Origin of the sequence: Acinetobacter calcoaceticus DSM 30006 = CIP 81.8, from assembly GCF_000368965.1 — a bacterium.
GTDB classification, from domain to species: Bacteria; Pseudomonadota; Gammaproteobacteria; order Pseudomonadales; family Moraxellaceae; genus Acinetobacter; species Acinetobacter calcoaceticus.
Genome location: NZ_KB849780.1, coordinates 1,144,389 through 1,157,515 on the forward strand (window position 1 = coordinate 1,144,389; position 13,127 = coordinate 1,157,515).

The following is a 13,127-nucleotide window of genomic DNA, read 5'->3' on the forward strand; positions in this document are numbered from 1 at the left end:
TATTAATTTGAATTACACAAGAGCACGCACAATTGTTGGAGCTGTCCGTACTTGAGCAAAGTTGATATCTAAAGTGATGATGTCATCACCACCACCATCTGGGTGATTTGCTTCCATAACTTCTAGCTGCGGGAAGTTAAACGAGTATTTACTTCCTTTACTGTCTTTAATATCAAAGGCCAGTGTAAATACATCACGGGTTTTGATTGCATCAATCCAGCCTGCTGCTGTGGCCGAAAACATGAATGAAGCATTCGCTTCAATATCCATCATCTTCTCTAAGTAAAACTCTGGAGTGTATTTCCCTGAACCAATACAGCGGATCGCTTCAAGGTTGTTATTAATAGAAATGGTCAGTGATTGAAGACATGCTTTCCCTTGAATTGACTGGCCGTTTACAAGCAAGTTTTCCACGTTTGGCATGCTGACTAAAGGGCGACTGGATGCAGCTATTGGATTGGTAACCGGATTGACTTGCTGGCGTGTAAATGAATTACCAACCAAGCCAAAGTTACCTGTAATCTTTCCTGTGGTCTGAATGGTAATTTCACCCGTATTTACCTGAACACCACGATAAATAAAGACCTGACCAACATCTTCAAAGACTTTAACCAGGGTAAATGATTTACGTACGGTGCCGCCAAAGCTGAGGGCATTTGCTGCCCAGTTATTAAATGCAAGAGCACTTAAGAATAAGTCGAATGTTCCTACAGATAATTCAAATTCTAACTGCCCTGCAACTTCGGCTTCAGTAACGACCCCACCTTGTCGGAAGCGTGAGTTAACAACTTCACTACTTTCTTCTGTTGAGACGTTTTCAGATAATCCATCACTTACACGGCGAACCGTGTACCAGATTGGGTTTGCTGGAGTAGTTCCTAAAACTGCTTCTTCACAAGCATATAATCGAATTTTTGCGCCTGAACTCATTTATAGTTCTCCAAAATTTAGGTATAAAAAAACCCGCTTCATCAGCGGGTTGTTTAAAAAATGGGTGTAAAAAAACCGCTAATTCAGCAGTCCTTTAAAGAGTTTTATCAGAGTTTGGGGATTCAGGCGGTTCTATACCATTTAGTGCCGCAGCTACTGCTTCAGATAAGTTCGTAGGCTGAAATTCAACAGGTGTTTCACTCAACGGTTCTTCATGTTCTAGTTCAGGTTCTTCATGCAAACGGATATCAATCCAGCGACCTTCAGGGATATCAATTGGATTCTCCAAATCAGCAATAATAGCTGCTTGTTCAATATCGAACTTACGCTTGTAAGTCTTTATAGAAATATCGCCATACTCTAAAGTTTCATACATTACTGCAACAACTGTGTTGCCATTCGCATCTTTTGGAACTTCCACATACCAACCTTCCTGAGCAAAGCCTAGAGATCCTTTCAGCAAGTAATTTCCTACATCAACCTTTTCAAATTCGACAGGCTGTTTATTTGCTTCATCATTTAGCTCAATTGATTCAGCAAATAGCTTAACAATTGGAGAGGCTGATTTCACAAAACCATTAGCATCAATAGTGGTATTAGCAGTAGTCCGATATTCACCCCATTGGGTCCACACATTATCGGCTGTTCTTGATCTAAAATAATGCCTTTGATTAATGATATTTTTCCATTCTTGTCGTGCAAAAAAAGAAATTGGATTATATTCATTTATTTGTACATATCCAGCAGTAGCACCAGGTGGGGCATTGGGATTACTTGCATTACTTGCCGAAAAGTTACCAGTGTTAATCATAGAGTCCATATCACTGGAAGCACTCAATGCTGAGGCTATACCAATGCCAAAGTCTCCCACCGTTACAACTCGCCCTAAAGTTTTATCAAAACTTCCTACTGTTAAAGTACCAGTTGCAGCAGTGCCTAGACCTGCCACCTGAGTCCAGTCTGGCGTTAAGTTTGGAATACCGGAGGCAAAAGGCAACATAAACTGCCGCTTGCCTTGAGAAGAGTTATAGACAAAAGGCCGATGATCCCAACTAAATCTAAATAAAAGATTTGCCATTATGCTGTTACTCCATCAATCACTTGGAATACTAAAGTTTCAGTATGTTGAACAACACCACCAACTACCGCTTTAATATCCATCTGACATAAACCCAAAGGCCATGTAGCAGTACTGGCTCCTGATTTCACGCTAAGCCATCCTTTCTGAGTCGTCTGGCTTAAAGCAGCACAGGTTAGAGTAGCCACTGCTGCACCGGTATCTAATGTTTTAACTTGAGAGGTAAATGCATAGCCCGTCAAGTCAATCGCACGGCGTACATCATTGGCTGGAAATTGCAACGCATCATCCATATCAACCAGCTGCAAATTCAAGTTGAAGGTGTCACCACGCTTAAAAACAAAATTGCTCATAAGTGATTCCTGTAAAAATAAAAAACCACCGATGAGGTGGTAGTGGATAAGACATAAAAAAACCGCTCTAAGGCGGTTTAAATATAATTTGAGTTTAAATTTTCTCTTGGATGAGCTTTTTGCAACGCTCTCTTTCTACTTCCGAAAACTTCTCTAGGGATTCATAACTATTAAATTCTTTCTTTACTGGCACTTTGTAAATATTTTCAACTAATTCATGTGCAACCTTCTTCTCATTATTTGTGAGCTTATCAAAAGGAATGTCTTTATTTATTTCATCTTTTGAAAGTCCTGATTGACGTAAAGTCATCATGATGAACGCCATATCACCAATAATGTTGCAATTATCTTCTCTTTCGACTTTGGCATTAGCATCAAAAGTAAAGAATAGAAAAACCAGTGGAATTAGTTTTAGAAATTTCATACGTATATTAATTCACCTTATAGCCAATCGTGACATTATACTGAATGAAGTCAGCATCTTGCCCGATAAAAATTGATTGTCCTTGTAAACATTCAAGATGATCAGCGGTGAAATATTCAAAATGCTGAAGTAAAGAATCGCTTAGCTCAGTTAAACCTTTCACACCACTGTGATGACGTGCAAAGCACTGGACCATGATATTACCGGTACGGCGAGTACAAGGATTATCAGCAATTCCAGAAATAAAGCTGGCTCCACCTGCTATAGTTAAACGACACCACAAGCCTTCCTTCGGAACTTCAAAGCCTGCTGCATTTGGATACTGAATTCTTTCTTGTGAAATACCGTCAAAACTCATCATATGGTCGATAATAGCTTGCCTTGTCTGCTCTAAAGTCATTGCCATCTTAACCACCATACTTTTGACTAATATAAGTAAATGTAGTGTTGTAAATACCTTGCGGTGCTTGATCAGACCAACCATTCTCTAAACGTTCGGCATATGGCTTATTGTTCTGTATGTAGACCAAATTGCCCAACTTAAATTTAACAGCTTGAATTGCGGCATCTTGAATAGCATTAGTTTCAGGTCCACGCACACCATAATCACCAGATCCAATCGAAACAATATGTGAAGCACGATAAGCCCCCGTATCAACAGGACTTGAATTAACTAATGACTGCACAGTATCCATGGCGATTTTCTTTACCTTATCCTCTGCTGTTTTAGCCACATCAAAACTAAAATCAGTTGGCTTTTTCCCCTTCCATCCCATCGTTTACCTCGCTTTCTTCATACATTTTAAAAAGGTCTTTAGCGATCGCTTGAATTGAATATGCTTCAAATTCTGAACTAGGCTCTTTTTCTCCCATGAGCTTTTTAACCTTCTGCCAAACATGAACCGCTTCATGCAAAAGCAGTCCATAGACTTCTATGGACTTTCTTTCAGAAGTATCGCCCAACTGAACAACTGCATAAGCACCATTGGAATAGAAATCAACTTGTGCGGCTGCGTCTTCAATAGACAAGAACTTATCAACGTTATTCATATCTTCGAATAACAGATCCATGTGAAGCTGATTTCTAGCAAGTGTGTATTGCACATGCTGAAATGGCGAGATATGCCATAAAGGAACGTAATCTGTGCTAACCATGAATAACCTATTAACTTAGCAAAGGCGTTTCAGTCGCCTCTCTGCCATCAAATGCAATATGAATAAAAATGCCATCCACATATTCGAGATGGCATTCGCAGTGAAAAAATGAATGAGGTTTTAAATCATCATCAGGTACTACCTGAAAGCTGTCATAGACCTCATGTGCAGTCCACGTCATATTTACTCCAATAAAAAACCCACCGAAGTGGGTTCATTTTACTTAAACTTTTTCAAACTTATTTTCTTTGTGTATATTGCTAATGGAGACAACTTTTTAATTATAGCTTCTGTTGGTTTGTTATATGCATTTAAATCGATTCTAGATTGAATATTAAAATGCATATATTCTTTGGGGTCCTTAGCTTTCAAGGCGTTATTTCTAAGTAAAACATAAGTATCTGTAGATACCATATTATAATTAGTAAATAACATGTCTAATTCTTTTTCATGAAGGCAATTTTCTATGAAAAGTGCACTGCGCATATTAATTTGAGTGAGATTATTTAATCTTTCAATTTTTTCTTCAATTAATTTTAAATCTTTTTGTGTCTCATATCTCAAGAGTGAAATAATTGTCATTTCCTCCAAAATATTCTTAAGGAGTTCTTTTACTTCATTTGCGACGACTTCTTTTCCTTTTTGCTTATGCCAAACATGATAAACAAATAATGCAATTCCAAGTGGAATTATTATTTGAATGAATTTTATTACCAAATCCCAATTTACAATACAAGCTTCCATATATCCCCCTATTTTAGAAAGGATATTAGACCAAGTATTTAAACCATCCTCAACTGACATTTCCAAATTGTGCTAGCTGGATCCTGCTGAATATGAATTACCTGGAATGAGCCCAACGCTGTTAGCCACTCATCATCAATTTTGGGGGCGATTGTCAATTCATTTTGAAGCACGGTAGCCTTCTTATCTGTGGCCAGTACTCCAAGTGTTTGGACCTCATATTGACTGTATGAGCCAAACAGAACGCCACGACCAGAATAGCTTTCTTTAACTTCAACATGAGTTTCAGTCTTAGGATCCCAATTCTTTTTAGATACTCGTTCACACGTAAAGGTATGAACGGCGTCTGCTAAATCTTCACTAAATGCTTCAGCAATTTCTGTCTGAATTTCGTCACGTAAGCCCATTAGATTTTCCTAACAAAAATTACAGATCGCCGTTTGCAGTAAGGTTTGATTAAATCAAGAATGAATTGCTCACTCGCACTAAGTTTTACTGATCCGTCCTGGTATTCCTTTTCAGTTTCTACCGTATCTGCCTTAACTTTCTTTCGTTTTAGAGCCTGTTCTTGCCCTTGGTATATTTCTCCCTTCATGATGCCTTTTATAACTTCATAGGAAGCCGTTTTTAAGGCTTTAGGAACCGCTGTTACATCTTCATAAGGCTTAACATTACGCGCTAACAAGTAAGCTTCTGACTTTTCGAGATAGTCAGCTTTATCACTGGCAGATAAAGCATCAAAGCCTGCTACACGTTCAATTGCTTCTTGTTCAGTGATAAAGCTCATGGATTATTCCTTTGGATCTTGTGGAATTAAAGCAATCAATTCTGGCTTTAATGCCGACTGTTTAAACTCGATGCCCTTGTCAGTTAGAAAAGCCTTAATTTGGTCGACCTTCCAGTTTTCATAATCACCGGGTGTAGGTCCATCTAATGGATCAGGTATTCCTTTACCAGCTTCTAATTCAGCAATACGTGCTTTCATTGCATCAGGATCATTCTGAAAGGCAATAAACTCACCTTTTAAGGTTGCCAGTTGTTCTTCGAGTTCAGTTACTTTTGCTTGTGCCATTTGACGTTCTCTCATGCGGTTAAATGCGGATAGGCCCATTGATTTATCTCCAAAAGAAAAGGCGGATAATTCCGCCCGTCTTTATTTAACTTTGTGCTTGAACGCCACAATACGAATCTGCTTTGGATCGTAGACGCGTTCCCAGTTGGCATCAGATGAAAGACCTGCATTATTTGGCGCAACACCCATTGCACCAGCCCATTTGATACCACGAGGATGCAAAACAAAGTGACGGCGGTTAATGAGAATGTCAGAGCCCGCGAGACTATCCCGGTCAGTCTCAACCCCTACGGGTGCACCGATATCCTGAAAACCGATAGCGCCTTGCCCGAACAGGAATGATGTGAATACATCACCATCAACTGGCATACCGTCATCGACAATCACACGGCGATCCATGAAGGTTTTATAGAGCACCACACCATCTGCATCACGTACGGTTTCAATCAAGCCCTGTTTGGCTAGTGCAGCCATGGTTGCCGAATGCATGGCAATAGCCGTTAATTTATCGACGGCATCCCCCAGCTTGTATGAGGCATCGATAAATGAAACACCATCAATAACTGCCGCGGCTCCAGTACCAGCAGAGATGTCATGTGTATTGCTTGCCATACTTGCAGAACCAAACACACCTTTAAGCGTATTCACGGTAAAGCCTTGAAACTCACGTGCCCAGTAATCAGCAACCAGGTCACCAACTGCGCCAAGTGGATCGTCACCAGATAAAGCTTTTGCCAGATCATTGGCACCCCATGCCTTACCACGTGCATGCAAAATAGCAATATCCTGACCCGCTGCAATGTTGTTTACGGTTAGAGGTGTTGCATCTGAAAGTACTTCAGACTCACCGTCTAAATCGTTCCAGAACGGGATATTTACGGTGGAACCGCCTTGTGTACCGAATGCAACTTCAACATCCAGCTCCCCTACAATTCCCGACTGCCATAAAGCAGATTTCTTTGCAGTTTTATTTAAAACGTACTGAGTGAATAACTCGGGTACGATTACATCAGCAATTTTTGTCTCAGCCATTAGGCTTTACTCCTTAAAGATTAATACCGTGTTTTGCAGCTAACTCTTTAGCTAGTTGCGGATTTTCATTTCGTAATTGGGCAAGTTTGGTTAGGTTCACCGAACCGTCTGGTTTGGTAATATCGACCTGTCCTTTTGTATTGGTACTACCTGGTGAACCTGTTCCATTTGCTTTAGGCCAGAAATAAGGCTTTTGCTCACGCAAGGTTTCGACCCATTCTTTTGGTGATAGCGCCGTCTTACCGTCTTTCCCAATGATTACTTCGCCTTGTGTATCGACTGCTACGGCCTTACCGTTTTCATCGAGTACAAATTTAGAATGGGCAAGAAATGCGATATCTGCTGTTGCTTCCGGCAAAGCCTCCAGCTCAAGAGCAGCCTGTACAATCTGGCTTTGAACAACCGACTGCTTGAACTTGTTGGCATAAGCTTCAGCTTTATCAGCCCGTTCTTTTTCGGCATTGAGTAACTTGTCATGCTGTTCACGCATCTTTTCGGTACGTTTCTGGATGACTTCACTCACCTTACCTTCAGCAATTAATTTTGCATCTTCATCCTGCTCCAGTTGGGCAAACAGTTTTTTGACTGTTTCCGGATCAATACCTTCATACTGTTTCTGAAGCTTCTGGAGTTCCTGCTTTGCTGTCTTGGCGGCATCACGCTCGCTTTGAAGTGCAGATTTAAGTCCTTTTGGATCTTCGTAGCCATCCAGATCAAGGCGAAACTTCCCGTCTTCCTCGACATACAAGCCACGATGTTCTTCTTTAACGTCGTCCAGTGAATCAACAATAAATGGCAGTGACATGTTCAAACCTCTCGTTTGATTAAGTTGAGCCTTATCTCAAGGCAATAAAAAACCGCCCGAAGGCGGTACGTTGTAAGAGTGCAATTATTTCAGCGCCAAAATAATCGCGATAACAATGATTCCTAAGGCTAAGCCCAAATTGGTAATTGCCTGCATTAGTCCTGCACGGTCAGCACCTTTCTCGCTCATTTTTCCATCTACCTTTAATTTAGACATAAAAAAACCACCTCTTGGTGGTGTGCTATTAAGTACATCTCAATGCTTTGGATCAAAATCTAATTTGTATTGAGCTTGCTTAACCAAGTCATCTAATTTACTTAATATTTTTGGTTTAACTTGCTTACCACCCACACTCAAGATACGCCCAGCATTTGATAGTGTTTCAGTCCACTGTTCAGCAAGCAAAGTTAGCTTTCCAATTTCTAGTTGAACACCTGCAAAGGTATCTCGAGCAATTTTTTCTTGTTCAATATAGTATTTTCTAATTTCATGCCCTTTATCATTGCGTTCCATCATCCCTAAATGTTTAGTCATATCTACCGATATAATATATTCAATAACTGTTTGGCCTGTTTTTGAAAGCTCGTCTTTTTTGACGACCTTTATATAATCAAAATTTTCTTCAAATTTACATTGATAGATTCGCCGCTTAATCCAATGTGAAAAATCGGATTTAACCTCTAACATCTCATGTAAATCCCGAGCATTAACACCAAGTTGAACTTCTCCATTTAAATCAAACTCAACAAATGGTGTCTGATTTTCAATTTTCATAATTTCATTCATATCGCTTACCTCGTTACCTTATAAAAAAAGCCGCATAGACATGTGGTAACGAGACACATCTACACGGCTAAACTTTTCAAAAAGAACTGGCAAGCACACTGAATATGAAAAGCGTGCTTTTTGAACCGTGGTTCTAGCCAATATTGAGTTACCTAAATTTCAGGCATAAAAAAACCACCTCGAAAGGTGGTTTAGAATTTCTTAACAATTGGCACGTATTTGTTATGAAAACAAGACATTTGCACAACTATTCATTGTGGTAAAAATTAGCCCAAAACTGTTTCTGCTGTCAAGACTTTAAACTATGACTTAATCAAACTACATTCGAGCAATGTCGAATAACCTATTCCACCTTTATGCCAGTCATGACCATTAGCTAATTCAAATATAGGTATGTAGACGTCTCGCCCTACCAACTGTCTGGCATCTTCAGCACCGAACTTAAAATGGTCATGAATTCCATGTCCCATAGATGGACCAAGTTTTCGGATAGACTCGCCAAACTCTGACCACCAGTGATTAAGCCAAAGCATGTGACGAGCTATAGAATCCACCTGCTTAGATTCATATTGCTGTTTCTTATCTGCTTGGCTATATAAGGCTATTAAGTGATGCACGTACTCAACGGCGACTGGAATCACATCGTACGGGATTTCGTCGATGCTTTTAACATTGAACCGTTGATGAACTAATTTATATGCTTCGCTATAGTTTAAATGCCTAGTTTTAGACACAAGCATATTTACAGAGCTGGTGAGTGGTTCACGTTCTGATTTATGAGTTTTGGACAGAATATCTTTTCGATGGAAGTAACAATCTTCTAATTGCTCAAACACTTCCCATGCTTGGTCTGTGTCTAGCATCTTGGCATGACGTGCAGCACCACGTTCTGTCCAGAGTGTTAATGCTCGTGCATTTGGACTGACTATCTTTAAGCTAGTTAGTGCTTTTTTAAAATTTCTTAATTCTTCACCAACTAATTTAAAAAAATGTTTACCTTCAACAAAACGTTCCAAATTTCTTATATGGTTTTGTTGGATACGAATATTTTCAGTTCCATATAAGTCTGCCAGCATTTCAGTAGTGACCACTGGAATAGCCTTATAGTTAATAACGGAAATTTCTTGATCATTTATATTTGCAACAATGTTCATAGCAAGCCACCTTGTGGTACATGACAGCGCCCTACTGCTCTGTCTTTTATCTTGCTACAATTATGTGCTCATTTTGGGCACAAAATCAATATTTACTGATCTAATATTTTTTTTAGCAGCTCAACAGTTTGAGTAACTTCAACTTGTCTATGTTGTGCATGCATAAATAGTTCACTTGTTATACCTGTAGGTATAGGCCTATCCCCATCTAACCAATGATTAATCCTACGTCTATCGACACCTAAAAACTCAGCAAGTTGAATTTTATAACCATTGCCATATAAGGCCTTACCAACACTTTCAAGTTGTTCAGGTGTGAGACTACGGTTGCCATTTGAGTCAGACATAGGGACGAAACTTCCAAAATATAAACAGGCTATGAAAATATAGGCAAAACTATAAATTTATAGCCTATTTTATGCATAAATGTATAAAAAATTAGAGAAAATATACATAAACGTATAAAAAAATTAGGTAAAGACTGTTTTTTCTATATATTTTTAGAGAAAACATTTATATCTGTTTATATTTTGAGGGTACGAAGCACTTAAGATGCTCCACAAATAAACTTGATAATTACAAATGATTTGAATGAACAAATTGTAAGGGTGAATTCATGATCTTAGATCGACAGTTACAGCTAGAACTATTAAATAAAATGAGTACGACATATCCTGAATACTATGATTTTAGAGATGAATATGAATACGGTACTGATGCATATAACAAAGTTGTAGCTAATCTAACATACCTAATTCAACATGATTTGATAGAAGAAAGGAGCCTATTATTTTCACGTTCTATGAGTGGAAAGAAACAACCCCAAATTCATCTCCCAACTATCAATCACAATGGGATGGATTTTCTGGCTGATGACGGTGGTTTATCTGCAATACTTGGTGTGGTTACTATTAAATTTGAAGCAAATCAGTTAAAAGCAATCCTAGAAGCTAAAATTATGGCTTCGGATCTGTCTCCTGAACGTAAGCAATCAATGATTGATGTGCTGCGAGAGCTTCCTGCCGAGAGTATAAAACACCTGACAACGAAAATTGTGGATACGGGTTATGACAATCTTGAGTCTCTAATGAACTTAATTCAAAGCACCCTTTTTTAGCTATTTGCTTAAACTTTAAGAATCCAATTGGCTGAGTATAATCACCTACAGGAACATAAAACTCTTTGCAATCTAATTGAATATTTTCAAAATAAATTTGTGTTGAGTTTGGATATAATCGATTTTCGATAAAAACAATATTTTCAATTTTCATAAATACCTCAGGAATCAATATGTCGCGAAATATACTTATTATCATTGTAATTTTATTGCTAATTTGGATAACTAATTCTGGAAATATGCCTTCCTTAGTAGACCTCGGCCATAAAATTGCTGAAAACCTATTTCCTCCAGTAAAACATTAAAAAAAAGCACCGTGAGGTGCTTTTAACTATGAGTCATAACAATTTTTTTGGCTATATCAACTAAATGTTCAAAATATGCTTTTCTATTTTTATCAGTCTTTTGAAAAACGGCTGACTGTAGGAGGCTTCTCTTACTATCATCCAACTTAAGAAATACATTAGTAAAAACCTTTTCATCAAAATTAGTTTTGCTTATATATTTTGAAGCTAACGTTTTTTGTAAATCTAGCTCTTCAGAGTCTTTAAGTAGTTTCAAGAACTCCTTTTCTTTTATTAAGAGATCTACATACTCTTTTTCTGCTTTTCTTAATTCTAAATATTGTTTCCGAGTTACATAAAGAGATAACACAAGAGCAAAAGCAGAAAAGACAGTTATCATGATTGAGAGAATTCCATGATTATTTTCGAGAAAGTTTAAAATTTCTTGCATTTCGACACCTCCCTACTACTTTTGCCCAAAAATTTTGAATGCTTGTTTTTCATAGACATGTCTATTATATCTTTCTAGTGCATGAGGTACAAATATGGTAATTAATGCCATAATCGACCACAGTTGAATATCAAAAACAAGCTTAGGATTACTCACGGTAGCACCATATAAAACAGAGAAAATTATTCCTATAAAAATACAAAGAATTGCAATAATAGAATTAGTCGAAGAAGCTCCGATAGTCATCGCATAAATAGCTATTGTTATTGTATAAGAGCTGTTAGATATCTTATCAATCAATAACCATTCAATAAATAATGGCAATAGGGGCAATAACATATGTACAAGTATACATATTATAAATGCTGTCCAATGTTCATCAATTCCAGAAATTTTTTTAGCCATATTTAAAGTACAAGCTTATTTTAGCGAAATAATAGCTTTTTACCTTAAATCAAACAAGATAATTCATTCTTCTTTAAATCTTAACTATTAGAAATTTAAATAAAATTCTCTTATTTTTTAAGCTATATTAATCCTCAACTCTTTCGATTGAATGAAAATAAAAAGATAGGAGTTGCAGTCCTTTGCTTCTGACTATTTTGAATAATAAACTGTTATTTAATTTCAAACGGCTAGATAACTTTAAAAGCCCTCTCATCTAACCTCCTTAACTTCTCTAAGCTATATAAACGGCCTTCAGGATCAAAGAACTTATCAAAATCAAATTTGCCTTCTTTAAAAAGCTTAAAACGCTTTGGCCCTAGCCACTCCTTTTGAAAGAAATCATCTGTTTTCTTAAAGAACTCTTTGAATGTGGTGTTTGCATCCAATTGCCCTATTAATTGACTTCTTTCATCTTTTGGAATGTCTTTAACTCGCCGTTCATCCATCACAAATGGACGCTCACCAACAAGTTGACCGTCTTTTTCAACTGGTACCAGAATACTTCGGCAATTTGGATGCAACGGCGGTACACGTTTGGCAGTGTCGTTAATTTCCCATACGGTACCATCCAAAGAAGCACAAAGTTTTGACGTTCTACCATCAAGTGTTGCAACCAGTTTTACGTACTCAAAACCAAGCTGTTTAAATGTATCTAAATACGTTTGATTGGCTACATGGCTTCGTAGAGTTCTTACAGTACGATCAATATCAGACTTAGAACCAGTTAATAGACCATCCTCAAAATTAAGACGCTTGGTACCACGAATACGCTGAACAATCTCCTGATTCGTTTTGCCTGAGCTAATTCCATCGCGAATGGCATATTCAACTTTTTGGCGAGCAGTCTCGGCAATCTTAGATAGAAGATCATCAACTAATGCACCACCAACTAAGGGTATTTTCTTGGCTGCTGAATAAAGTTTCTCACCATTCGGCTTTTTAATCTTTCCACCGTACAGCTTCGCCATGTAATTCGCCTCATATACAGCTAATGCTGTCGCTGAAACAGCAAATACTTCAGGCAATGCAGTATTTATTGCCACAAACCACTGAGAGATTAAATCACGAATCTCTTTGAGATTGGCGGTAGTGTATTGTCCACCAGCAAGCGCTAATTTTTCAGAATTATTTAGCTCCTCCAGCAAGTCCCGAAGCTTTGCCAGCATTACTGTCGACTCATCATTAAAGATTGTTAATAATTCATTAACTGATTGAGAAGATGCCCGATATAAATACGCCTGATGTTGTGTAAGTACTTCAATCAAAGATTTTTCAATATTAGAAGCCATTTATCA

At 37.9% G+C, this 13,127-nt stretch carries 22 protein-coding genes; 1 reads left to right on the forward strand and 21 read right to left on the reverse strand.

Translation table 11 applies throughout. The annotated features are described in order from the left end of the window. Window positions 1-12 precede the first annotated feature (12 nt). From F936_RS10275 to F936_RS10350, 18 genes are all read right to left on the reverse strand, one after another. Complete coding sequence (locus F936_RS10275) at window positions 13-930, reverse strand: phage tail tube protein (RefSeq protein ID WP_005047243.1); 918 nt, start codon at window positions 928-930, stop codon at window positions 13-15. Between the two features lie 94 nt (window positions 931-1,024). After that, window positions 1,025-2,008 carry a phage tail fiber protein gene (locus F936_RS10280; RefSeq protein WP_005047244.1) on the reverse strand — a complete coding sequence of 328 codons (984 nt, stop codon included), beginning with the start codon at window positions 2,006-2,008 and terminating at the stop codon, window positions 1,025-1,027. Continuing rightward, window positions 2,008-2,361, reverse strand: a complete 354-nt coding sequence (locus F936_RS10285) for a hypothetical protein (RefSeq protein WP_005047245.1) — start codon at window positions 2,359-2,361, stop codon at window positions 2,008-2,010. The genes F936_RS10280 and F936_RS10285 overlap by 1 nt, the downstream gene beginning before the upstream one ends. Before the next feature lie 94 nt (window positions 2,362-2,455). Continuing rightward, on the reverse strand, window positions 2,456-2,674 hold the full coding sequence (locus F936_RS10290) for a hypothetical protein (protein WP_228127749.1): 219 nt from the start codon (window positions 2,672-2,674) through the stop codon (window positions 2,456-2,458). A 118-nt stretch (window positions 2,675-2,792) separates the two neighbouring features. Next, complete coding sequence (locus F936_RS10295; protein ID WP_016801912.1) at window positions 2,793-3,191, reverse strand: hypothetical protein; 399 nt, start codon at window positions 3,189-3,191, stop codon at window positions 2,793-2,795. A 1-nt stretch (window position 3,192) separates the two neighbouring features. Further along, window positions 3,193-3,561, reverse strand: a complete 369-nt coding sequence (locus tag F936_RS10300; RefSeq protein ID WP_005047247.1) for an HK97 gp10 family phage protein — start codon at window positions 3,559-3,561, stop codon at window positions 3,193-3,195. Then, a complete protein-coding gene (locus F936_RS10305; RefSeq protein ID WP_005047248.1) occupies window positions 3,533-3,940 on the reverse strand; it encodes a hypothetical protein in 408 nt (135 codons plus the stop codon). Before F936_RS10305 ends, F936_RS10300 begins: the two co-directional genes overlap by 29 nt. A gap of 10 nt (window positions 3,941-3,950) precedes the next feature. Further along, window positions 3,951-4,121: a hypothetical protein gene (locus F936_RS19325; RefSeq protein ID WP_005047250.1), complete on the reverse strand. Its 171-nt coding sequence runs from the start codon at window positions 4,119-4,121 to the stop codon at window positions 3,951-3,953. Window positions 4,122-4,159: 38 nt separating this feature from the next. Next, window positions 4,160-4,744: a hypothetical protein gene (locus tag F936_RS10310; protein WP_016801911.1), complete on the reverse strand. Its 585-nt coding sequence runs from the start codon at window positions 4,742-4,744 to the stop codon at window positions 4,160-4,162. Next, entirely contained in the window at window positions 4,723-5,091 is a 369-nt protein-coding gene (locus F936_RS10315; protein WP_005047252.1) for a hypothetical protein, read from the reverse strand. The genes F936_RS10310 and F936_RS10315 overlap by 22 nt, the downstream gene beginning before the upstream one ends. Beyond that, window positions 5,091-5,471, reverse strand: coding sequence for a hypothetical protein (locus F936_RS10320; protein ID WP_005047253.1), 381 nt, complete (start codon window positions 5,469-5,471; stop codon window positions 5,091-5,093). The genes F936_RS10315 and F936_RS10320 overlap by 1 nt, the downstream gene beginning before the upstream one ends. Window positions 5,472-5,474: 3 nt before the next feature. Continuing rightward, complete coding sequence (locus F936_RS10325; RefSeq protein WP_005047255.1) at window positions 5,475-5,795, reverse strand: hypothetical protein; 321 nt, start codon at window positions 5,793-5,795, stop codon at window positions 5,475-5,477. Between the two features lie 42 nt (window positions 5,796-5,837). Continuing rightward, complete coding sequence (locus tag F936_RS10330; RefSeq protein WP_005047256.1) at window positions 5,838-6,788, reverse strand: major capsid protein; 951 nt, start codon at window positions 6,786-6,788, stop codon at window positions 5,838-5,840. A 13-nt stretch (window positions 6,789-6,801) separates the two neighbouring features. Next, window positions 6,802-7,593 carry a hypothetical protein gene (locus F936_RS10335; protein ID WP_005047258.1) on the reverse strand — a complete coding sequence of 264 codons (792 nt, stop codon included), beginning with the start codon at window positions 7,591-7,593 and terminating at the stop codon, window positions 6,802-6,804. An 84-nt stretch (window positions 7,594-7,677) separates the two neighbouring features. Beyond that, complete coding sequence (locus F936_RS19630; protein WP_005047260.1) at window positions 7,678-7,809, reverse strand: hypothetical protein; 132 nt, start codon at window positions 7,807-7,809, stop codon at window positions 7,678-7,680. Window positions 7,810-7,848: 39 nt separating this feature from the next. Continuing rightward, the gene (locus tag F936_RS10340) at window positions 7,849-8,379 is read right to left on the reverse strand and encodes a phage antirepressor Ant (RefSeq protein ID WP_005047261.1); all 531 of its coding nucleotides are present in this window, start codon (window positions 8,377-8,379) and stop codon (window positions 7,849-7,851) included. Window positions 8,380-8,681: 302 nt separating this feature from the next. Then, on the reverse strand, window positions 8,682-9,533 hold the full coding sequence (locus tag F936_RS10345) for an ORF6N domain-containing protein (RefSeq protein WP_005047262.1): 852 nt from the start codon (window positions 9,531-9,533) through the stop codon (window positions 8,682-8,684). A 92-nt stretch (window positions 9,534-9,625) separates the two neighbouring features. After that, window positions 9,626-9,880 carry a helix-turn-helix domain-containing protein gene (locus tag F936_RS10350; RefSeq protein ID WP_005047264.1) on the reverse strand — a complete coding sequence of 85 codons (255 nt, stop codon included), beginning with the start codon at window positions 9,878-9,880 and terminating at the stop codon, window positions 9,626-9,628. A gap of 269 nt (window positions 9,881-10,149) precedes the next feature. On the opposite strand from F936_RS10350, the gene F936_RS19230 reads away from it, so the two are divergent. Continuing rightward, window positions 10,150-10,650 (forward strand): hypothetical protein, encoded by a 501-nt coding sequence (locus F936_RS19230; protein WP_005047266.1) that lies wholly within the window; start codon window positions 10,150-10,152, stop codon window positions 10,648-10,650. Window positions 10,651-10,977: 327 nt separating this feature from the next. On the opposite strand, the gene F936_RS10360 is transcribed toward F936_RS19230, so the two are convergent. The 3 genes from F936_RS10360 to F936_RS10370 form a co-directional block, all read right to left on the reverse strand. Continuing rightward, window positions 10,978-11,385: a hypothetical protein gene (locus F936_RS10360; RefSeq protein WP_005047271.1), complete on the reverse strand. Its 408-nt coding sequence runs from the start codon at window positions 11,383-11,385 to the stop codon at window positions 10,978-10,980. Window positions 11,386-11,400: 15 nt separating this feature from the next. Then, window positions 11,401-11,790 carry a hypothetical protein gene (locus tag F936_RS10365; RefSeq protein WP_005047273.1) on the reverse strand — a complete coding sequence of 130 codons (390 nt, stop codon included), beginning with the start codon at window positions 11,788-11,790 and terminating at the stop codon, window positions 11,401-11,403. Between the two features lie 230 nt (window positions 11,791-12,020). Next, a complete protein-coding gene (locus F936_RS10370) occupies window positions 12,021-13,121 on the reverse strand; it encodes a minor capsid protein (RefSeq protein WP_005047274.1) in 1,101 nt (366 codons plus the stop codon). Window positions 13,122-13,127 lie beyond the last annotated feature (6 nt).